This window comes from Castellaniella sp., assembly GCF_049650445.1.
Taxonomy (GTDB): Bacteria; Pseudomonadota; Gammaproteobacteria; order Burkholderiales; family Burkholderiaceae_B; genus Castellaniella.
Map to the genome: position 1 here is coordinate 1 of NZ_JBASAD010000001.1, position 20,828 is coordinate 20,828.

Below are 20,828 nucleotides of genomic sequence, written 5' to 3' on the forward strand. Positions count from 1 at the left end.
GGCCAGGAGCCCATGAATGATATCGTGTCGCAGACGTTGGGCCGTACGCCCGGCGGCGGTGCGCGGCTGGGTATCCCGTAGCTGCCCCGCTCGCGGCCCCCAGTCGTAAGCTGAGCCGGTGGATCGCGTGTTCGTGTTCATTGTCCAATCTCTATTGCCAATAGATCCAAAATCGCCATCATTCTGGATAATATTATATCTCTTGGCTGAAATCGCCCTCCCGGAAGGCCGCAATCGCCAGGCCCGGCGCATGGCGCGAGGTCGATTCCCGTCTATGATGCAAGGACTGGAAACCGCCCTGCCAGACTGCCCGCCCTATGGATACTTCATTTTCGCCTCATCGCCGTAGTCTGCTGGGCCTGATGGCCGGCGCCTGTCTGCCGTCCCATGCATCCACCCGCCCCGTATACACCGTGCAGACAGAACCGTCGCTGTCGCACTGCATCGCGTTGCTGCACGCGGCCCTGAAGGCCGGCGGACTGCCCGCGGATCTGGTCGACGCCCCTCACGCGACCGAACAGCGCAATCTGCATGAAATCACCGCCGGGCGCACCCACATCAATCTGCTGCCGGCCTCTCCCACTCGCCTGAAACGGGTGCAGGAAGGCCGCCTGCGCATGATTCCCGTGCCGCTGGAGCGCGGCCTGCTGGGCTGGCGCACACCCTTCGTGCTGCAAAGCCACGAAGCCAGGCTGAGCTCGATCCGTACACTGGACGACCTGCGTACCCTGACGATCGGACAAGGCTCCAGTTGGTGGGACGTGGAAATCTACCGCACGGCCGGCATCACCACCCGCGAGGTCCAGGGCTGGCGCAACGGGGAATTCGCAGAGCAGATGCAGACCGGAGTGATCGACCTGTTTCCCATGGGACTGGAAGAATCCCTGAACTATTTTCTGCCGCACTTTCGACAACGTTATCCGCAACTCGCGCTGGACCAATTCCTGATGTTGAAATACCCTTGGTACCGTTTCGTCTGGGTGTCCCCACACCCCAGCGCCGATACGCTGTATCTGGCGCTGCAAAAGGGTTTCGACATCATCTGCGAGAACGGTGAATTCGAGTCCATCTGGAACCGGATGCGCCAGACGCCCCCTGCGGATACCTGGCAAAAACGCACCGTCATCAGCCTGGAAAATCCCTTTTACAGCCCGGATATCGTGCCCCAACGCTATCAGCATCTGCTGCTGCACCCGCACCTGTCGTGATGCCTGCTCAAAAACTCTACACACGGTTCTTGCGTCAGCTATTGCCGCTGTTGGCCCTGGCCTACGTGCTGACTGCCGCCCTCACGACCGGGCTGTATTACCAGAACCAGAACACGGCGGCGGGCAACCAGCGCAACCAGACCCTGGACACCTTCGCGCAGGTGCTGATCAAACCGCTGTGGGACTGCAACAGCCTGACGGCGGAAGGCATCATTCAGGCGATGACGCTGCAGCCCAACGTGCGAGGGGTCAGCGTGCCGGACCAGTGCGCCCAAAAACTGATCGTGGCGGGCACACAGCCCGACAAAGACAGCAAAGACACTCTGAGCACCCCTCTTCATTATGTGGATGAAACGGGCGCTACCCACGTACTGGGCGAACTGCAGATCGCCTTCCGGCCCATTTCGATCTTTACCGCGGTTTCTCGAAGCCTGATGCCACAACTGACGGTCTTTCTGTCGATGCTGGCAGTCGTGCTGGCCTGCGCGCTATGGACCTTCAAGCGCACCATCGGACAGCCCCTCCTGCAGTTGTGCCAGGCCATGCACCGCCATCAGGCGCTGGACCCCATCCCCGCCGACTGGGCCGATGAGATTTCCGAAGTCACCCGGACCTACAACACCCAATTGCAAAAACTGCGCCGTCAGGCCCGGCGTGACCCGCTGACGGGCCTGGGCAACCGCCTGTTGCTGGAAGAGCGCCTGGGCCGCGTCAAACGAGCCGGTCTGCAAGGCCATATTCTGCTGCTGGATCTGGACCGGTTCAAACCCGTCAATGACACCTACGGCCATGCCGCCGGGGACGAGGTGCTGCGTGAGGTGGCGCAGCGCCTGCTGGCCTGTGCGCGCGAAGGCGACACCGTGGTTCGTCTGGGCGGCGACGAGTTCGCCATCATCGCGCCCGACACCATCGAGGACGCGGACGTGAACGCGTTGGTGACCCGCATCACACAGGCCCTGACGCAACCCATACTCTGGCGGGACACCCCGATCCACATCACCCCCAGCATCGGTCGGACGCGGTTTGGTCAGGACAACTGCGCCAGCAGCACCCTGCTGGCGCAGGCCGACGCCGACATGTATCGAGCCAAAGCGATGGCGCACCAGCAACACGACGCTGCGGTGCTGAGCGAGTCGCTTTGACGGCCGCCAGGCGCGTACCCCGTCCATGACACGACATCGATATCCGGTCCAGGCGCACGACGTCGAATTCACCGCCATCCGCGCTCAAGGTGCCGGAGGCCAGAACGTCAACAAAGTTTCCAGTGCCGTCCATCTGCGCTACGACGTACATGCCTCTACGCTGCCCGAACCTGTCCGCGAACGGTTGCTGAGCCTGCGAGACCATCGCATCACGGCCACGGGCATCATCGTGATCAAGGCACAATCCAGTCGCACCCAGGCACAGAACCGGCTGGAGGCGCTGGCACGCCTGCAGGAAATGATTGACCGTGCCAGTGACAGCCCCGCAATCCGGCACCCCACACGCCCCACTCAAGGAGCCAGGCGCCGCCGCCAGCAGGCCAAGACCGAACGCAGTGCCCTCAAGCAACTGCGCACCAAGGTCACGGCAGGCTGATCACGCGCGCTGCGCCAGCGCCCAGGCCACGTGCTCGCGCACCAGGGCGCTGGCATGGTCGGCGCGACTGAGCAAGGCAGCGCGCAACGCTTCGGCCTGCGCCGCATCAGCGGCGCGCAGCGCATTGCCCAGCGCCACGGCGATATTGCGCAGCCAGCGCTCGTGGTTGATGCGCCGGATCGGCCCGCCCTCGGTCCGCTTGAGAAAGGTTTCTTCGTCCCAGGCGAACAGGTCCACCAATTGACGACCGACCAGCGGCGCCCGCTCGTCGAAATCGGGCAGTTCCGTGGTCTGGGCGTACTTGTTCCAGGGGCAGATCGTCTGGCAGTCGTCACACCCATAGATATGATTGCCCATCAGAGGACGTAGCGCCTCGGGGATGGCACCGTGATATTCAATGGTGAGATAGGAAATGCAGCGGCGCGCATCCACCACGCCGGGTGCGACGATGGCGCCCGTGGGACAGACGTCGATGCAGGCGGTACAGGTGCCGCAATGCGCGCTCACCGGATCGGTGGGTTCCAGCGCGAAGTCCACGAAAATCTCGCCCAGGAAGAACATCGACCCCGCATCGCGCGAGAGCACCATGGAATGCTTGCCGCGCCAGCCCAGGCCGCTGCGGCTGGCCAGTTCTTTCTCCAGCACGGGCGCCGAATCGGAAAATACGCGGTAGCCGAACGGCCCGACCAGCGCCTCGATCCGGTCGCACAGTTTTTGCAGGCGCGCCCGCACCACCTTGTGATAGTCGCGCCCCCGGGCATAGAGCGACACCACCCCTTCGCCGGGGTCCTCCAGCCGCGCGAGTTCGCGGGCCTGCCAGTCAGGCGCGGTATGGCGCGGCAGGTACGGCATGCGCGCGGTGATCACACTGACCGTGCCGGGCACCAATTCGGCCGGCCGTGCGCGCTTGAGGCCATGCCGCTCCATGTAGTCCAGGTCGCCGTGATAACCCTGGGCAAGCCATTGCAACAGATATGGCTCGGCCGAGGACAGGTCCACCCCCGAAACGCCGATGTCGGAAAATCCCAGTTCGCGCGCCCAGGCCCGTATCTGCTGCAGCCATTGGCCGCTGTCGGCGCTTTCCGGCACGGATGGAGTCAAAGAGGTCGCCATGATGCTGCAGGTTCTGTGTGAATCGTGAGTTCGTCCTGCCTCATATGATAGGCCCGACACCCTGCCTGACGACGCGGGCCATGAATTTACGACGGCGGCGCTCTTGCCCATAATGGGAGCTTCCAGAGTGCGGCCTTTCATGCCGGCATCCCTCAGGCAAAAACCCATGACTGCCAGCCCCGATCCTGACCCGGACAACGCCCTCACTGCCATCGCACGCGTGCTCGCGGGCAGCCTGCAGGTGCTGACGTTTCCCAGCGCCAGCCACGTCTATAACCCCCTGATCTACATGTGGTCGGCGCACCGCGAGTACTTGCAGCGGCACGGCGCCCGGACGGGCCGCATCCTGCTGGTTGGCATGAACCCCGGCCCCTGGGGCATGGCCCAGACCGGAGTTCCCTTCGGAGCGGTCGCCATGGCGCGCGACTGGCTGAAGATCGAAAAACCTCTGGGCGGTCCGCTGCCGGACCAGCACGACAAATACCCGATCACCGGCTTTGCCTGCCACCGCAGCGAAGGCAGCGGCGACCGCTTCTGGGCTTGGGCGCAGCGTCGCTTCGACAATCCTGACCGCTTCTTTCAGGACGTTTTTGTCTGGAACTACTGCCCTTTGCTGTTCCTGCGCAACAATCGCAACCTGGTCCCCGAACAACTGCACAAGGCCGAACGCGAGCCCTTGTTCGGCATCTGCGACGCAGCGCTGGACGCCGTGATTCACGCCAGCAGGCCACGCGCAGTGATCGGCATCGGACGATTCGCTCATGGCCGCGCGCAGATCATCACGGACGGCCAGGTGCCGACGGCCTATCTGCTGCACCCCAGCCCGGCCAACCCCACGGCCAACCGGGGTTGGGCAGACACCGCGGATCAGACCCTGGCACCCTGGCTGTAATGGCGCGGCAGCGGTGGCCCTGCTCCCGCCTACACACCCGTCGCCAGTTTCGCCATGACTACGATGATGGCGATCTGCATGACGCCCTGGCTGGCCACCACATAATAAAACCGGCTCATCATGCGGCTGATCTTCGGACCATCCGGGGCGGGCTTGCGCAGTTCGAGACACACCCGCACACTGGTCGGCAGCAGGTAACCCAGGCCCTGGATCGTCATCAGCGTCACGAGCACCAGCGCCGCAGCGATCCAGCCGAACTCAGGCCATGGCAATTGCGTCAGCCCGAGCTGCACCGCAAGAAACCAGCCTGCAGTACTCGTCAAGACGGACAGGACCGGCATCAGGAACAGGGTGACCGGGGTCAACCGGATGATGATTTCCTTGCGCACGGGAATGGACACGCTGCGGATGATCGGGCCGATGACGAATCCCATGAACAGGTCGATCCCGGTCCACAGCACACCACTCATGACATGGACCCAGTTGAGAAACCAGGCATTCCCGGCAAGAATGGCCGCCACCAGAACGATGAGCGCCACTGCAACATACCAAAGATAGTGCCACCGAATGAAATCCGGCTGCGGGCCCGGGGGCGAAACGAGCGATGCATCCATGGATCCTCCGCTGCTTTCTTGCCGCCCTCGGCTTCGGGCGATCTTTAAATTTTAAGCTTGAATGTTTCTCGGCGAAACAGGTGGATCGTGATTTCCGTGGTGTCAGGCGCAGACCGCCCGCATCACGAGGCCAACGCCCTCACGCTGGATCCGGGTCAAAGCGGAGAACTGGTCTGGACGTTCACGCACCGGGACGCTCTCGATTTCGCCTGTACTCTCCCGGGACACTACGAGGCCGGCATGAAGGGCCGTTTCGTGATCGGGTAGGCCATCGCCGAAACACTGCACGGCAAGATCATGGATCGCGCCTCGGTGGCGGACTGAGCCCGGGCGGACGCCCCGCGCCGCCACGGGGATGTGCGATGCCTAGGTCAGCAGCTTCGACAGCGTGGCGCTGATCCGGCCCGCCAGGGCCTTGCGCCAGGGCGCGGCATCGGCCGCGCCGCACAGGTTCTCCTCCCAGGTATAGGCGGCCTGAACGGCCCGGTAGACCAGCCACGGCAGAGGCTCCGGCTCCCAGCGGCGCAAGGCGCGCCTCGGAGAGGCGCCCGTGACGACCCAGGGCATCTGCGTCAGTTCCGTGTCCCGCTCCAGGATCAGATCCGCCAGGGTCCGGCCGAAAAGATTGGCTGCGCCGACCCCGCCGCCCCCATAACCGCCCGCCGTGGCGATACCCGAACGCCGGTCGCAGACGGCATGCGGCGCAAAGCGCCGCGCCATGCCCATGGTGCCGCCCCACCCGTGCGTGACACGCACGTTGCTCAAGGCCGGGAACAACTCCACCATCAGCTTTTTCCGCAATGCCGACTCGGGCCCGCTCAGCGTGAAATCATTGCGGGGCCGGGCGCCGAACCGGTAGCCGCCGCGCGCGCCGAAAATCAGGCGCCCATCATCGGAGCGCTGACCATAGGTGATCAGCCGCCCCCCGTCGCTGAAGGCAGGCCGACTCTCCAGCCCCACCTCGTCCCATTGAGCCGCACTCAGCGGCTCGGTTGCAATGATCTGGCTCTGCACGGGCAGCACCGTCCCCGCCAGGCTGCTGATCGAGCCCGCATAGCCCTCCAGCGCGGGCACGATCCACCGGGCGCGCACGACGCCCTGGTCGGTCACGACCGTGTTCCCCTGGATGGTGCTCACACGCGTCCGCTCGTAAATGACGGCGCCGCGCCGCTCGACGGCGCGCGCCAGACCCCTGACCAGTTTTCCCGGATGCACGACCGCACAATGCGGCGAAAAAATCGCGCCATAGGGCTTGTGCATGCGCACCTGTCGGCTGAGTTCCTGCGCATCGAGCCAGCGGTAGTCGTCTTCAGCGTGTCCGGCATGGCGCAGGCGGTCCAGATGCGCGCGGACCAGGGCCAGTTGCTCGGGATAGCGCGCCGCCGCGAACAGCACACCGCCCTGCTGGAAGCCGCAATCGATGTTTTCCAGATCCAGGACCGTCCGGACGTGGTCCACGATGCCATGCAGCAGCCGGTAGCCGGTCTCGCGCCGCTCGGCCGGCTGGTCCGAAAGGTACATGTCCTCGCCGGCCATGCTGCCCTTGAGCCAGCCGCCATTGCGGCCCGATGCGCCGAATCCCGCCGTCTCGGCCTCCAGGATCGTGACCGACAGCGACGGTGCCAGCGACTTCAGGTAGTACGCCGTCCACAGCCCCGTATAGCCCGCGCCCAGGATGACCACATCCACATCGACCGGCCCTGGCAGGGCGGGCCGCACTCGCACGTCCTCGCCCAAGGCGTCAAACCAGAAACTCACCCCTCGATAATCGTCCATCGCTCTCGCGTACCCCACCCGATGACTGCCGGAACGGCGCACCGCAACGCGGCGGCCCCAGGCGCAAACCCTGCGCGATCATCATAGAAGGCCGATACACGGAAGGTAACATCCATTCTGGAAATTTCCACATACCACTGGCTGGATTGGTATCGTTGATATTTCCATAATGGTCCTTTTGTGTAATCCATTAGAACGGTTTAATGAAACCCAGGCTGGACAAAAAATCATAGAAGCTCATGCCAGGAGGCAAACCATGTCGGACACGTTGAAGACTCGAAAGGCCTTGTGCACCACGGCGGCCATCAGCGCCCTCTCCCTTTTCAGCGTCGGGGCCAGCGCCGCCGACCTCAACATCGCGTCCTGGGGCGGCGCCTACCAGAAAGCGCAGAGCGAGGCCCTGTTCGTGCCGGCCGCCAAGGCCCTGAATATGGACGTCAAGCAAAGCACTTACAACGGCATGTCCGATGTGCGCCTGCAGGTGCAGACAGGCGCCGTCACCCTGGACATCGTGGCCAGCGGCTCGGGCAGCGCCGCCCGCGCCGGTGCCGAGGGCCTGCTGGAACCCCTGGACTACTCGGTGATCGACGTCTCGCATTTCTACCCGACGATGAAGTCCAAATTCTGCGTGGGCGGCGACGTCTTCTCGAACGTCTTCGCCTGGAACACGGACAAGTACGGCAAGGATGGCCAGCCCGGCCCCAAGACCTGGGCCGACTTCTGGGACGTCAAGAAATTCCCGGGCAAACGTGCCTATCGGGGCGGCGTTGCCGGATCTCTGGAACCGGCGCTGATGGCCGACGGCGTGCCGCCCGACCAGGTCTATGCAGTGCTCTCGTCGAAAGGCGGGATCGAACGCGCCATCAACAAGATCCGCCAGCTCAAGCCCAACATCGCGGTCTGGTGGACCTCCGGCGCCCAGCATGCGCAACTGATGAAGGACGGCGAGGTCGACATGGCCACCGGATGGAACGGCCGCTTCGACGACATCGCCAAGCACGGCGCCAAGGTGACCTACTCCTTCGACCAGGGGCTGCTCGATTACGACTGCTTCGCCATCCCCAAGGGCGCGCCCCACAAAGATGCGGCGATGAAGTTCCTGGCCGAGATCAGCAAGGCCCAGTACCAGGCGAGTCTGACCCGGTACATCACCTACGGTCCGACCAACAAGGACGCCTACGAAGGCGGGCTCATCAGCGACGCCGTCGCCAAAACCCTGCCCTCGTCCCCGGCCAACGCCGCCAAGCAGATCCCACTGGATATCGAGTGGTACGAGCAGTTCGAGAAGCAGGCCGCAGCCCTGTATCAGGACATGATGTTGGAGTAGCATCCCCGCAGGGGCGGCGATCGGCAAGGCACCCGCCGCCCCCTGACAATCGATAAAAACGACAGGAGACCTTGGCGTGTCTGAGCCGATCACAACAGCAGCCTCCTTGCCCATCACGATCACGGGCTTGACCAAGACCTACGGCGACGCCAAGGCGCTCGACCACGTCGACCTGAACATCCGCAGCGGGGAATTCCTGACCCTGCTCGGTCCCTCGGGCTCGGGCAAGACCACCCTGCTCATGACCATCGCCGGCTTCACCCGGCCCGACAGCGGCAGCTTGCGGTTTGGCGAAACCGAGGTCATCTGCACCCCGCCGCACAAACGGGAAGTCGGCATGGTCTTCCAGAGCTACGCCTTGTTTCCTCACATGAATGTCGCGGAAAACATCGCGTTCCCCCTGACCCTCAGGCACCTGCCCAAAAACGAAATCGCGCAGCGTGTGGAGCATGCGCTGGAAACCGTCCAGCTCGGCGGTTACGGTCAGCGCGGCATCGCCCAGCTCTCCGGCGGCCAGCGGCAGCGCGTGGCGCTGGCGCGCGCGATCGTCTTCGAGCCGCGCATCCTGCTGATGGACGAGCCGCTGTCGGCGCTCGACAAGAAACTGCGCGAGCACATGCAGATCGAGTTGCGCCACCTGCACGACAAGCTCGGCATGACCACGGTGTACGTCACGCACGACCAGCGCGAGGCACTGACGATGTCGGACCGGATCGCCGTGATCAACCAGGGCCGCGTGATGCAACTGGGCGACCCCGAGACGCTGTACGAACGGCCCGCAAGCAAGTTCGTGGCGGATTTCATCGGCGATTCCACCTTTCTACCCGTCGTGACATCGGGCAGCGAGGCCGTCTGCCACGGGCGCCCCCTCGCGCTGCCGCCGGACACGCCGATCAGGGCCAACAGCTTCCTGATGCTGCGGCCCGAGAAACTGCGCCGCCTGGAGAATGGTGACGCCGAAGCCGGCATGAACATCTTCAACGGCACACTCAAACACATCGTCTACCAGGGCGACAGCGTGCTGACGCAAGTCACCCTGCCGGACGGCCAGGTGATCTGCATGCGCGGGGCCAGCCAACCCGATCCGACGGAGATCCAGGTCGGCGGTCCGGTCACGCTCGGCCTGCGCCGCGAAGACACCATCCTGGTATGCGATGACTGAGCCCAACGCCGCCGCCCTGCGGCGCCAGACCCTCAAAGAACGACTGGCGTTCGCGGGCCTGTGCTCGCCCGCACTGCTGCTCGTGCTGGTGATCATGGTCATCCCCATGGCCTGGCTGTTCTGGCTGTCGTTCGTGGGCGAGAACGGCCATTTCTCGCTGGAAAACTACCAGCGCATGCTGGCCAGTTCGTCCTACATCCAGGTCTTCCGGCTGACCTTCGAGGTCAGCATCCTGACCACATTGATCTGCGTCCTGGTCGGCTATCCACTGGCCTATTTCCTGTCCCAGTTGCCCACGCGCATGGCGAACCTGTTCATGATCGCCGTGCTGGTGCCCTTCTGGACCTCGCTGCTGGTGCGCACCTACGCCTGGCTCGTGCTGCTCCAGCGCCAGGGCCTGATCAACCAGTGGGGCATGGAACTGGGCCTGTGGAACGACCCCATCAGCCTGGTGCACAACATGACCGGCACCCTGATCGGCATGGTGCACATCATGCTGCCCTTCCTGGTGCTGCCGGTCTACGGGGCCATGCGCGCCATCGACAAGGACTACCTCAAAGCGGCCGCCAATCTCGGCGCCAGCCCCACCCGGGCGTTCTGGAAAGTATTCCTGCCGCTGTCCCTGCCCGGCCTGCTCGCCGGCATGCTGATGGTGTTCATCCTGTGCCTGGGTTTCTACGTGACGCCCGCCATCCTGGGCGGCGGCAAGATCATCCTGGTGTCCATGCGCATCGCCTCGAACATCGAGCTGTTCGTGAACTGGGGCGCCGCCAGCGCGCTCGGCGTCGTGCTCTTCGTCCTGACGATGCTGATCCTGTACCTGGCAAACCGGCTGGCCCGCTCGAGCCTCGCCGGCGCCCCGAGGAATGAGCCATGAGCTGGCTGGATCGACCCGCCTCCGAGACCCAGATCACCCACGGGCAGCGGCTCTGGCTGTACGTCCTGTCCGCCCTGGCGATGGTGTTTCTCATTGCGCCGACGCTGATCGTCATCCCGATGTCGTTCTCGAATTCGCAATACCTGGAATTCCCGCCGACCAGTTGGTCGCTGCGCTGGTACACGCACTACCTGGAGTCGCCGGAGTGGATGCAGGCGACCCTCACGTCGGTCAAGGCCGCCGTCCTGACCATGCTCGTGGCCACGCCGCTGGGCACCATGGCGGCGTACGGACTCTACCTCTCGCATATCCGCGCGACCCGGCTGATCTACCTGATGATCATCACCCCCATGATCATCCCCGTCATCCTGCTGGCGATCGGCGCGTTCTACGTCTATGCGAAGCTCAACCTGCTCAACACGATCCTCGGCCTGGTGCTGGCCCACGCGCTCCTGGCCACGCCGCTGGTGCTGATCGTGGTCGGAGCCGCTCTCAAGGGCTTCGACCCCAGCCAGGAAATGGCGGCACGCAACCTGGGGGCGTCGCGCTTCGTCGCCTTCATGAGGGTCACCTTGCCGCAGATCCGCTTTTCGGTCATTACAGGGGCGCTGCTGGCCTTCCTGACGTCCTTCGATGAGGTCGTCATCGCGCTCTTCATTTCCGGCGGAGACAACGCCACCCTGACGCGCAATATGTTCAATGCGCTGCGGGATCAGATCGACCCGACGATCACGTCGATCTCGACCCTGATGATCCTGATCTCGACCGGCCTGCTGGTGGCGGCCCAGACTTTCGGCCGACCGAGGCACCACTAGCGCCGCAGGCCTTCCAGCACCCGGGCCAGTGTCTCGACACCCGCCCGGATTTCCGGTGAACGGACGGTGCTGAACCCGAGGACCAGCCCCTGCTGGGCGATCGGCTCGATGCAATATCGCCCGATCGGAGACACCGAGATGCCCTGTTCGCCCGCAGCCTGGCTGACCGCCCGCTCGTCGAACCCGGGTGCCAGATACCCCACGGTATGAAAGCCGGTCTCGGTCGGCATCACGTCCAACAGCCCCTGCAACCGCGCGTTCGACGCCTCGATCAGGGCATCATGGCGCTCGGCGTAGATCTTGCACATACGGCGGATGTGCGTGGCGAAATGCCCCTCGCCCATGAAGTCCGCCAGCACCGCCTGCAGATTCGAGGGCGCCCCCTGGAGAAAGGCGCCTGAAACCTTGCGGAAGGTATCGACCAGAATGGGCGGCACCACGAAATAGCCCAGCCGCAGGGCGGGAAACAGGGACTTGCTGAAAGTCCCCACATAGATCACGCGCTCCGCCGTATCGAGGCTCTGCAAGGTCGGCAAGGGACTGCTGTGGTAGCGGAACTCGCCGTCGTAATCGTCCTCGAGGATCCAGGCATCGCTGCGCTCGGCCGCCTGCAGCAGTTCGATGCGGCGCGCCAGGCTCATGGTCACGCCGATCGGCTGCTGATGCGAGGGCGTGACGAACGCCAGGCGGAAATAGGGCGCCTGCTTCAGCCCCGCTTCGACCACCATCCCCTCCCCGTCGATCGGAACGGGAACGAGATCCATGCCGTGCGCCTTGAAGCTGTTGCGCGCACCGATGGCGCCCGGGTTCTCGAACCAGACCTTGTCGCCCGGATCGAGCAGGACGCTGCACGCCAGATTGAACGCCTGCTGGGCGCCGCTGACGATGAAAACCTGTTCGGGTTCGCAGGACAGGCCGCGGTTGCCCTGCAAATGACTGGCGATCGCCCGCCGCAAGGGAGCAAACCCTTCCGGATCACCATAGCCCATGACCCGGTCGCGCTTTTCCCGATAATGCCTGGCCACCAGGCGCGACCATTGCGCCAGAGGGAACACGTCGAACGCCGGCGTCCCGGTCGTGAACGCCCTTTTTTCGTGGGGGATGCGTGCGCCGAACTGCTCGATCGAATGGGCGATGCAGCGCGAAAGGCGCAGGTTCTTGCGACGCTGCGCCAGCCTTTCGGTCGAAGGCGCGGGCAGCCTGGACAGATGGGTGCTCAGGGTCTCACACACGAAAGAGCCCGAACCCGTACGCGAGTCGATCAGCCCTTCCTCGGCCAGCCGCTCGAAGACATAGTTGATGGTGGTGCGCGAGACGTTCAGCTCCGTCGCCAGGGTGCGGCTGGACGGCAGGCGTTCGCCGGCGCTGAGAGCACCCGAGAAGATCATCTTGCGGATCGCCGCGCAGATCTGAGTACTGATGGTCTTCGAGGAATCGCGGTCTATCGTGATCGACGCCAGCAAGGCGCCCCCAGCTACCTTCACCATCGTGCTCCCTCCCGCTTCCATCCGGACTGGTATGCAACTTTATCCAGAATGGATATTAACGCGCAACCATTTTCTTCTTACCATCATCGCTACCGTGAGCCATGCCGAGCGCTCACTTTCGCGCAAGCATCCCACCATGAAAATAAAAAGCATCGAAACGTTCAGCACCCGGGATGTCGGACTGGTCCGCGTACGCACCGACGACGGTGCCGAAGGATGGGGACAGGTTTCGACCTATCACTCGGACATTGCCTCCCTGGTGCTGCACCGGCAGGTCGCCGTCCACGCATTGGGCGCGGACGTCTCGGATCTCGCGGGACTGGGCGGCCTGATCGGCCGGATCTACGAGAAGGAATACAAATTCCCGGGTTCGTACATGTGCCGGGCGCTGGGGGGGCTGGACACGGCCCTCTGGGACCTGCACGGCAAGATACAAGGCAAAAGCGTCTGCGAATTGCTGGGCGGTACCCCCCGGCCGATCCGCGTCTACGCCTCGAGCATGAAACGCGACATCACGCCCCGGGCCGAGGCCGATCGTTTCCTTCGCCTGCGCGATGCCCACGGCTATGACGCCTTCAAATTCCGCGTAGGCGCGGAATGCGGGCACAATCAGGACGAATGGCCGGGCCGCACGGAAGAGATCGTGCCGACGATCCGCGCAGCGCTGGGCGACGAGGTGGACCTGCTCGCAGATGGCAACAGTTGCTACCAGCCCGAGAAGGCCATCGAGGTCGGGCGGCTGCTGGAAGACCACGGGGTCCGCCACTTCGAAGAACCCTGCCCTTACTGGCGGCTGGACTGGACCCGGCAAGTCACCGAGGCGCTGAGCCTGGACGTCACCGGCGGAGAGCAGGACAACAACCTCGCCCTGTGGAAGCACATGATCGAGTCCCGTACCGTAGACGTCGTGCAACCCGACATCTGCTATCTGGGCGGCATCGAACGCACATTGCGGGTTGCCAGAATGGCCCAGGCGGCAGGGCTGCCGTGCACGCCCCACTCCGCCAACCTGTCGCTCGTCACGATCTTCACCCTGCATCTGATGGGCGCCATCGAGAACGCGGGGCCCTACGTCGAACTCTCCATCGAGGAAGCCGACTACTATCCCTGGCAATATGGCATCTATGCCGACTATCCGGTGGCGCGCGACGGCAAGGTGCGGATCCCGGACGGGCCGGGCTGGGGCGTGGAGATCAACCCTCAGTGGCTCGCGCGCGCGGACTATCAAATCAGCCAGACGGACTAGGAATCACATGAGCACCGCCATTCAGGATCACGCTGCCCAGGCCCTGCGCACCGGGACGCTGCCGGGATTGCCCGACCAGCTCCATATCGACGGGCACTGGCGGCCGGCCGTTGCCGGCGGCCGGATGGAGGCCATCGACCCCGGCACGGAAAAGCCCTTCGCCGAGTGCCCGGCCGGCACCGCCGAGGACGTCGACATCGCCGTCGCGTCTTCCGCGCGCGCCTACCAGGAGGTCTGGCGGCATGCCGCCCCCGCGCAACGGGCCACGATCCTGCGCGACGCGGCCCGCCTCGTGCGCGCTCGCGTGGAACACCTGGCCGTCGCCGAGACGCTGAACTGCGGCAAACCGCTTGCCGAATCCCGGGACGATGTCGAAACCGTCGCCAGGCTCCTGGACTACTACGGCGGCGCGGCCGACAAGCTGCAGGGCGACACGATCCCGCTGGGCGGGAATTTCGTCTCCTACAACCAACTGGAGCCGGTCGGCGTCACGGCGCACATCGTGCCGTGGAACTTCCCGATGTTCTCCATGATGCGGGGCGTCGCCCCCGCGCTCGCGGCCGGCTGCACCACCGTCGTCAAACCGGCCGAGACCTCCTCGATCACGGCGCTGCTGCTCGCGGGCATCCTCTCCGAGGCCGGCCTGCCCCAGGGCGTCTGCAACGTCGTGACCGGCACGGGAGCGGCCGTCGGCGAGCCGCTCAGCCTCCACCCCGAGGTCCGGCACGTCACCTTCACGGGCTCGGTGGACACTGGCCGGCGCGTCATGCAAAACGCCGCGCGGCACATCGCCAGCGTCACCCTGGAGCTGGGCGGCAAATCCCCCGCCATCGTACTGGCCGACTGCGACCTGGATCACGCCGTGGAAGACATGCTGGAGGCAATCTATCTCAACGCGGGCCAGGTCTGCTCCGCAGGATCGCGCCTGGTCATCGAACGCAGTGTGCACGACGCCTTCATCGAGAAATTCAGCGCCCGCGCCCGGGCGCTGACGATCGGCCACGGCCTGAAGAATCCGGCCATCGGCGCCATCAACTCCCGCCGGCAGCTCGACAGGATCACCGCAGCCGTGGACGGTGCCCGAGCCCGGGGCATCCGGATCGCCGCGGGCGGCGGACGCACCGTGGATCCCGACAGCGGCGCAGGCTGGTTCTTCCAGCCGACCATCCTGGATGACGTGCCGGCCGACGACCCCGTCGTCCGGGAGGAAATCTTCGGGCCGGTGCTCTGCGTGCAGATCGTCGACACGGTCGAAGAAGCCCTGCGCGCGGCCAATGGCACGGACTACGGCCTGGCGGCCTGCATCTACACCAAAGACATCCAGAAGGCCCTCGGCCTGGCGCGCGACATCGACGCGGGCCAGGTCACGGTCAACCAGTATTTCGCCGGCGGCATCTACACGCCCTTCGGCGGCAACAAGCTCTCCGGATTCGGCCGGGAGAAGGGCCTGGAGGCCTTGCGCAATTACTGCCGGATCAAAAACGTCACGATCCGGATCTGAAGGCAACGGCTCCGGGCGCGCACATGGACCAATACGACTACATCATCGTCGGCGCCGGCTCCGCCGGGTGCGTGCTGGCCAACCGCCTGAGCGCGGACGGACGCCATCGGGTCCTGCTGCTCGAGGCCGGCGGCAGCGACCGGCGATTCTGGGTGCAGGTCCCGATCGGCTACGGCAAGACCTACTACCAGAAAGCCGTCAACTGGCGGTACCTGACCGAGCCCGTGCCCGGCCTGAACGGCAAGCCCAGCTACTGGCCCAGGGGCCGTGTGCTGGGCGGCTCCAGTTCGATCAACGCCATGGTCTTCATCCGCGGCAACGCGCTGGACTACGACGGCTGGGCCGCAGCCGGCAATCCCGGGTGGAGCTACGCGGACGTCCTGCCGTACTTCAAGAAGATGGAAACCTGCCAGGCCGGCGAGCACGGCTACCGCGGCACGAACGGCCCCCTGACCGTATCGGACGTTTCCGGGGCACTCCATCCACTATGCCAGAACTATCTGCAGGCCGGTCTGCAGGCCGGCCTGCTCTACAACCCCGACTTCAACGGTGCCCGCCAGGACGGCGTCGGGCTTTACCAACTCACGGTCAGGAACGGTTTTCGCATGTCCTCGGCCAAGGCGTATCTGCGACCGGCGTCCGGCCGCCGCAACCTGACCATCCGGACGCACGCCCACGCCACCCGCGTGCTGTTCGAGGGCCGCCGGGCCATCGGCCTGGAATACGAACGGCACGGCCGCATCCATCAGGCGCTGGCCCATCGGGAAGTCGTCCTGAGCTGCGGCGCCGTCAACACGCCGCAACTCCTGCAGCTTTCCGGCATCGGTCCGCGCGGTCTGCTGGCATCCAGAGGCATCGCGGTTCTTTCCGACAGTCCTGCCGTCGGCGAAAACCTGCAGGATCATCTCGGCGTCGACTACCTGTTCGGCAGCCGGCTGAAGACCCTGAATGACGACCTGAACCCCTGGTGGGGAAAACTGCGGGCGGGGCTGGCCTATTTGCTGCTCCGACGCGGCCCCCTGGGCCTGAGCGTCAACCAGGGCGGCGGGTTCTTCAAGACGGACCCCGGCCTGGCCCAACCCGACATGCAACTGTACTTTTCCCCGGTCAGCTACACCCGGGCGCCCGCAGGCACCCGGCCCCTGATGAATCCGGACCCTTTCCCGGCCTTCCTGCTGGGCGTGTCGAACTGCCGCCCCCATTCCAGGGGCACCGTCCGCATCCGTTCCGGCGATCCGCGCGAAGCGCCCGAGATACAGCCCAACTACCTGGCCGACGAGCGCGACCTGCAGGCCCTGCTGCGAGGCGTCGGATTCATCCGCCGCCTGGCCGGGACACCCGCGCTCAGGGACATCATCACCCAGGAGATCCAGCCCGGCGCGGACTGCGCCAGCGACGAAGATCTCGTCCGGAACATCCGCGACAGTGCCTGGAGCGTCTTTCACGCCTGCTCGTCCTGCCGCATGGGCCCCGATCCGGAGACCTCCGTGGTCGATCACCGGCTCCGGGTGCACGGCATCGGGCATCTGCGGATCGCGGACGCTTCCGTCTTCCCGTCACTGATCTCGGGCAACACCAACGCGGCCGCCATCATGGTGGGCGAGAAGGCGTCCGACCTGATCCTGGCCGACGCCGGAAACCCCGCAGGCTGACGTTCGCGCCGGTCCACGCCCTGCCCCACATCGCAAAAAAATGCAAAGGTCCGGGCGCCCCGATGGACGCACCGGAACCCGGCGGCGATAATGAGCACACACCGCAGACAGCGCATCATGGATGCTTGCGGTCCGAACTCATGCACAAAAACAAAACCTGCCAGGAGCGCACGCCATGCGGTTGCGGATGCCCGTGTTGAAACCCAGCCGGAAGATGCTCAAGATCCTGGCGGGCACCGTGCTGACGCTGCTGGTGTTGGCTGCGCTGGCCGCCTGGCTGGTGCCGAAAGCCGTGCGTGGCGCACTGACCCAGGATGTCTCCGAACTGCTGGGCCGTCCGGTGCAGGTGGGCGAAATCCGCTTCAACCCCTTCACCCTGGCGCTGCGCGCGCAGGATCTCGTCATTGAACAGCCACAGTCCGAGCCGTTGCTGGAAGTCGGGGAACTCGATCTGCGCGTGGCTTGGCGATCCCTGGTGGTGTTCGCCCCCGTGATCGACCGCATCCGGATCGACCGCCCCCGGATTGCGCTGGTGCGCCAGGACGTCGCGCACTTCAACTTTTCCGACATCGTGGACCGGCTGGCCGCACGCGCGGCCGAACAGCCCGCCGAGCCCGAATCGGCCGACGCCGGGCCGCCGCGCTTCTCCCTGAACAATCTGTCGCTGACGGGGGGCGTCATCCGCCTGGACGACCACGTCACCGGCCGTCAGCAGACAATCGACGAACTGACGCTGGGCATCCCCTTTCTGTCCTCGCTCGGCTACGCCACCGACATCGACGTGCAGCCCGCGCTGCATCTGCGCATCAACGGCAGCCCCTTCGACCTGAGCGGCACGGCACGGCCATTCGAGAAAGTGCCCACATCCACACTGGACCTGACGCTGGACGACGTGGCGCTCGACAAATGGGCTGATTTCTGGCCCTTGCCCTTGCCCATCAAGGTCAAAAGCGCCCTGCTGGATTCCAGGCTGGAGGTGCTGTTCGAACAACCGCCGGGCGCCGCACCGCGCATCCGCGTGCAGGGCGACCTGGGCCTGCGCCAACTGGACGTGACCGAAGCCGCCGGGGCGCCGCTGCTGGCCTGGGACGACCTGCGGGCTCAGGGCCTGGCGCTCGATCTGGATGCCCGCACCGTGTCCATGGGCACGGTAACGCTGACGAAGCCGCAGGTGAAAGCGCACCGCGATGCTCAGCAACTGAACTGGCAGCGCGTGGCCGAGGGCTTCACCAAACTGAAAGAACCCGCGCCGACCGATCCGCAGTCCGCCCCTCCTGCCACTGCCACCACCCCTGCCTGGAAGATCGCCCTCGGCGCTTTCAAGCTCGAGGCCGGCGCCGTGCATCTGCGCGACGATCCCAGCGGCCTGGACCATCCGCTGGACGGCCTGAGCGCCGTAGTCGAGCACATCACCTGGCCGCAGGCCCCGGACCAGCCCATGCAAGCCAGGCTGAGCATGGACCACAGCCAGGACGGCGGCACGCTGCGGGTCCAGGCGCCGATCGTGCTGCAGCCTCTGTCGGTCCAGGCCCAGGTCACCCTGGATCATCTGGCGCTGGCGCCGTTCGCGGCGGCCGTGCGCCATTACGCCCCCATCGAACTGAAGGACGGTCGGCTGAGCCTGGCAGGCCACATTGACGTCGCCAATGCCCGGATCGAGGCCCGCGACGTGCAACTCGGCCTGCAGCAGCTTGCTGCGCGCGATCCCTCCGTCAAGCCCGGCGTGGATCTGTCCCTGAGCTCGCTGGCGCTGACGGCCGACCGGCTGGCCCTGGACGCCGCGCCGACGCACTTCACCCTGCGGGCCGAGGGCCTGCAGAAACACGGCACGCTGGCGCTCGACGGCACACTGACGGCGCAGCCGCTGACACTCAAGACCTCGGTGGATCTGTCCAAATTCGACGTGGCCTCTCTGGCACCCTATATCGCCTCCAGCCTGAATGCCACGGTGCGCAGTGTGACCCTGGGTGCGCGCGGTCAGGCCGAATTCGCCCCGGCGCAGGACGGCAAGCCGATGCGGGCGGACTGGCGCGGCGCGGTTCAGGTCGACGGACTGGATCTGCAGGACCGCGTCAACCAGGCTGCGTTTCTGAACTGGAAGCATCTGGGCTTCGACAAGATGCACGTCTCCGTGGCGGGACCGAAGCTCGGCTTGAATCTGGGCGACATCCTGCTGGATGATTTCTACGGCAACATCCTGCTCAACAGCAATGCGCGCCTGAACGTGATGGACATCCTGGTGGACCAAGGCACGGCCGCCGGCTCCATCACTCAGGACACGCAAACCCGCCGCACCCACGCGGCCGGCGCGGCGCAGACCCGGGCCAACACCTCAAAAGCAGCCCCCGCGCCCGCGCCTGACATCTCGATCAACAGCGTCACGCTCAAGCGCGGCCGCATGACGTTCAACGACCATTTCGTGCGGCCCAACTACCGCGCCGAACTCTCGGCCATCGAAGGCACGCTCACGGCGGTGTCCTCGACCCGGCCTGCGCCGGCCAAGGTCCGCGTCACAGGCCGCGTCTACGGCACCGCGCCGCTGTCCGTCTCGGGCACGGTGCAGCCGTTCGCGCGCTATCTGGCACTGGACCTGAATGCCTCCGCCAAGGGTGTGGACCTGCCCCGCTTCACCACCTATTCGTCCAAGTACGTCGGCTACGCCATCGAACGCGGCAAGCTGTCGGTGGACCTGCACTACCAGATCAAGGATCGTGCCCTGCAAGCCGGCAACAAGGTGCTGCTCAACCAGCTCACCTTCGGCAAGCCGTCCGACAGCCCCGACGCGCTCAAGCTGCCGGTGCTGCTGGCCGTCGCCCTGCTGAAGGACGCCAATGGCAACATCGACATCAACCTGCCGATCGCCGGTTCGCTGGACGACCCGCAGTTTTCGATCGGCGGCATCATCGTGCAGGTGATCGTGAACACGATCACCAAGGCGGTGACCGCGCCCTTCAAACTGCTGGCCTCCGCCTTCGGTGGCGGGGACGATCTGTCGCACGTCGAGTTCGCGCCGGGCAGCGCCACGCTCGACGACGCAGCAAAATCGAACATCGCCACGCTGACCAAGGCGCTGGCCGACCGCCCTTCGCTGAAAATGGACATCGTCGGCCGCGCCGACCCGCAAGCGGACGAGGCCGGTCTGCGCCAGACCTGGGTGGACGACAAGATCCGTGCGGCCAAGGCGCGCGACACCGGTGGACGCAGCAAGCCAGCCGATACGGCCGGCATCGCACTGACCGACGCTGACCGCGCCAAGTACCTGGAAAAGGTCTACGGCGACACCAAGCTCAAGGACAAGCCACGCAATGCCATCGGCATCGCCAAATCGCTCCCGCCCGAGCAGATGAACGCCTTGCTGCTGGCCGCCGCCCCGCTGGGCAAACAGCCTCTGGCCGCGCTGGCCGAGGCCCGTGCGCAAGCCGTGTACGAGCAGATCATGGCCGAAGCGCCCGATCTGACCGACCGGGTCTTCCTCGTCGCGCCCAGGCCTGACGCGGACGGCATCGAAGACGGCGGCGCGGGGACGCGCGTGGATTTCTCGCTGCACTGAGTGCGGGGCCGCACGGCGGCCCCGTCTCTC

At 65.3% G+C, this 20,828-nt stretch carries 17 protein-coding genes; 13 read left to right on the forward strand and 4 right to left on the reverse strand.

Annotated elements, in window-relative coordinates; genetic code table 11:
* Positions 1 to 317: 317 nt before the first annotated feature.
* The 3 genes from WA983_RS00005 to arfB are packed head-to-tail and all read left to right on the forward strand — an operon-like array spanning position 318 to position 2,786.
* Positions 318 to 1,208, forward strand: a complete 891-nt coding sequence (locus WA983_RS00005; RefSeq protein WP_424311436.1) for an amino acid ABC transporter substrate-binding protein — start codon at positions 318 to 320, stop codon at positions 1,206 to 1,208.
* Positions 1,208 to 2,350 carry a diguanylate cyclase domain-containing protein gene (locus WA983_RS00010; RefSeq protein WP_424247822.1) on the forward strand — a complete coding sequence of 381 codons (1,143 nt, stop codon included), beginning with the start codon at positions 1,208 to 1,210 and terminating at the stop codon, positions 2,348 to 2,350. Before WA983_RS00005 ends, WA983_RS00010 begins: the two co-directional genes overlap by 1 nt.
* Positions 2,351 to 2,375: 25 nt before the next feature.
* Positions 2,376 to 2,786 carry an alternative ribosome rescue aminoacyl-tRNA hydrolase ArfB gene (gene arfB / locus WA983_RS00015; RefSeq protein WP_424247821.1) on the forward strand — a complete coding sequence of 137 codons (411 nt, stop codon included), beginning with the start codon at positions 2,376 to 2,378 and terminating at the stop codon, positions 2,784 to 2,786.
* Here the strand turns inward: arfB and queG are convergent, their stop codons facing one another.
* Positions 2,787 to 3,836: a tRNA epoxyqueuosine(34) reductase QueG gene (gene queG, locus WA983_RS00020; protein ID WP_424247862.1), complete on the reverse strand. Its 1,050-nt coding sequence runs from the start codon at positions 3,834 to 3,836 to the stop codon at positions 2,787 to 2,789.
* 229 nt (positions 3,837 to 4,065) lie between these two features.
* Between queG and WA983_RS00025 the strand changes: the two genes are divergently transcribed.
* The gene (locus WA983_RS00025; RefSeq protein WP_424247819.1) at positions 4,066 to 4,791 is read left to right on the forward strand and encodes a uracil-DNA glycosylase family protein; all 726 of its coding nucleotides are present in this window, start codon (positions 4,066 to 4,068) and stop codon (positions 4,789 to 4,791) included.
* Positions 4,792 to 4,820: 29 nt separating this feature from the next.
* Here the strand turns inward: WA983_RS00025 and WA983_RS00030 are convergent, their stop codons facing one another.
* Positions 4,821 to 5,330, reverse strand: coding sequence for a hypothetical protein (locus tag WA983_RS00030; protein ID WP_424311437.1), 510 nt, complete (start codon positions 5,328 to 5,330; stop codon positions 4,821 to 4,823).
* Positions 5,331 to 5,501: 171 nt separating this feature from the next.
* Here WA983_RS00030 and WA983_RS00035 point away from each other — a divergent pair, with 171 nt between their 5' ends.
* On the forward strand, positions 5,502 to 5,672 hold the full coding sequence (locus tag WA983_RS00035) for a plastocyanin/azurin family copper-binding protein (RefSeq protein WP_424247770.1): 171 nt from the start codon (positions 5,502 to 5,504) through the stop codon (positions 5,670 to 5,672).
* A 99-nt stretch (positions 5,673 to 5,771) separates the two neighbouring features.
* Here the strand turns inward: WA983_RS00035 and WA983_RS00040 are convergent, their stop codons facing one another.
* Entirely contained in the window at positions 5,772 to 7,181 is a 1,410-nt protein-coding gene (locus tag WA983_RS00040; protein ID WP_424247767.1) for an NAD(P)/FAD-dependent oxidoreductase, read from the reverse strand.
* Positions 7,182 to 7,437: 256 nt separating this feature from the next.
* On the opposite strand from WA983_RS00040, the gene WA983_RS00045 reads away from it, so the two are divergent.
* The 4 genes from WA983_RS00045 to WA983_RS00060 all read left to right on the forward strand — a co-directional run bounded on the left by WA983_RS00045 (position 7,438) and on the right by WA983_RS00060 (position 11,362).
* Positions 7,438 to 8,508, forward strand: a complete 1,071-nt coding sequence (locus tag WA983_RS00045) for an ABC transporter substrate-binding protein (RefSeq protein WP_424311438.1) — start codon at positions 7,438 to 7,440, stop codon at positions 8,506 to 8,508.
* Positions 8,509 to 8,596: 88 nt separating this feature from the next.
* On the forward strand, positions 8,597 to 9,670 hold the full coding sequence (locus tag WA983_RS00050) for an ABC transporter ATP-binding protein (RefSeq protein WP_424250408.1): 1,074 nt from the start codon (positions 8,597 to 8,599) through the stop codon (positions 9,668 to 9,670).
* Positions 9,663 to 10,547, forward strand: a complete 885-nt coding sequence (locus WA983_RS00055) for an ABC transporter permease (RefSeq protein WP_424250396.1) — start codon at positions 9,663 to 9,665, stop codon at positions 10,545 to 10,547. The genes WA983_RS00050 and WA983_RS00055 overlap by 8 nt, the downstream gene beginning before the upstream one ends.
* Entirely contained in the window at positions 10,544 to 11,362 is an 819-nt protein-coding gene (locus WA983_RS00060) for an ABC transporter permease (protein WP_424250398.1), read from the forward strand. The genes WA983_RS00055 and WA983_RS00060 overlap by 4 nt, the downstream gene beginning before the upstream one ends.
* Here the strand turns inward: WA983_RS00060 and WA983_RS00065 are convergent.
* A complete protein-coding gene (locus WA983_RS00065; RefSeq protein WP_424250400.1) occupies positions 11,359 to 12,849 on the reverse strand; it encodes a PLP-dependent aminotransferase family protein in 1,491 nt (496 codons plus the stop codon). The genes WA983_RS00060 and WA983_RS00065 overlap by 4 nt on opposite strands.
* A 136-nt stretch (positions 12,850 to 12,985) precedes the next feature.
* Between WA983_RS00065 and WA983_RS00070 the strand changes: the two genes are divergently transcribed.
* The 4 genes from WA983_RS00070 (at position 12,986) to WA983_RS00085 (ending at position 20,798) form a co-directional block, all read left to right on the forward strand.
* Positions 12,986 to 14,095 carry a mandelate racemase/muconate lactonizing enzyme family protein gene (locus WA983_RS00070; protein WP_424250402.1) on the forward strand — a complete coding sequence of 370 codons (1,110 nt, stop codon included), beginning with the start codon at positions 12,986 to 12,988 and terminating at the stop codon, positions 14,093 to 14,095.
* 7 nt (positions 14,096 to 14,102) lie between these two features.
* On the forward strand, positions 14,103 to 15,596 hold the full coding sequence (locus tag WA983_RS00075; RefSeq protein WP_424250404.1) for an aldehyde dehydrogenase family protein: 1,494 nt from the start codon (positions 14,103 to 14,105) through the stop codon (positions 15,594 to 15,596).
* 23 nt (positions 15,597 to 15,619) lie between these two features.
* Positions 15,620 to 17,248 (forward strand): GMC family oxidoreductase, encoded by a 1,629-nt coding sequence (locus tag WA983_RS00080; RefSeq protein ID WP_424250406.1) that lies wholly within the window; start codon positions 15,620 to 15,622, stop codon positions 17,246 to 17,248.
* Positions 17,249 to 17,423: 175 nt separating this feature from the next.
* Positions 17,424 to 20,798 (forward strand): DUF748 domain-containing protein, encoded by a 3,375-nt coding sequence (locus WA983_RS00085; protein ID WP_424311439.1) that lies wholly within the window; start codon positions 17,424 to 17,426, stop codon positions 20,796 to 20,798.
* The last annotated feature ends 30 nt before the right edge of the window (positions 20,799 to 20,828 follow it).

Coding starts and splice junctions, on each gene's coding strand:
- WA983_RS00005 (WP_424311436.1), top strand. CDS start 318: ATGGATACTTCATTTTCGCCTCATCGCCGTAGTCTGCTGGGCCTGATG.
- WA983_RS00010 (WP_424247822.1), top strand. CDS start 1,208: ATGCCTGCTCAAAAACTCTACACACGGTTCTTGCGTCAGCTATTGCCG.
- arfB (WP_424247821.1), top strand. CDS start 2,376: ATGACACGACATCGATATCCGGTCCAGGCGCACGACGTCGAATTCACC.
- WA983_RS00025 (WP_424247819.1), top strand. CDS start 4,066: ATGACTGCCAGCCCCGATCCTGACCCGGACAACGCCCTCACTGCCATC.
- WA983_RS00040 (WP_424247767.1), bottom strand. CDS start 7,181: ATGGACGATTATCGAGGGGTGAGTTTCTGGTTTGACGCCTTGGGCGAG.
- WA983_RS00045 (WP_424311438.1), top strand. CDS start 7,438: ATGTCGGACACGTTGAAGACTCGAAAGGCCTTGTGCACCACGGCGGCC.
- WA983_RS00055 (WP_424250396.1), top strand. CDS start 9,663: ATGACTGAGCCCAACGCCGCCGCCCTGCGGCGCCAGACCCTCAAAGAA.
- WA983_RS00060 (WP_424250398.1), top strand. CDS start 10,544: ATGAGCTGGCTGGATCGACCCGCCTCCGAGACCCAGATCACCCACGGG.
- WA983_RS00065 (WP_424250400.1), bottom strand. CDS start 12,849: ATGGTGAAGGTAGCTGGGGGCGCCTTGCTGGCGTCGATCACGATAGAC.
- WA983_RS00070 (WP_424250402.1), top strand. CDS start 12,986: ATGAAAATAAAAAGCATCGAAACGTTCAGCACCCGGGATGTCGGACTG.
- WA983_RS00075 (WP_424250404.1), top strand. CDS start 14,103: ATGAGCACCGCCATTCAGGATCACGCTGCCCAGGCCCTGCGCACCGGG.
- WA983_RS00080 (WP_424250406.1), top strand. CDS start 15,620: ATGGACCAATACGACTACATCATCGTCGGCGCCGGCTCCGCCGGGTGC.
- WA983_RS00085 (WP_424311439.1), top strand. CDS start 17,424: ATGCGGTTGCGGATGCCCGTGTTGAAACCCAGCCGGAAGATGCTCAAG.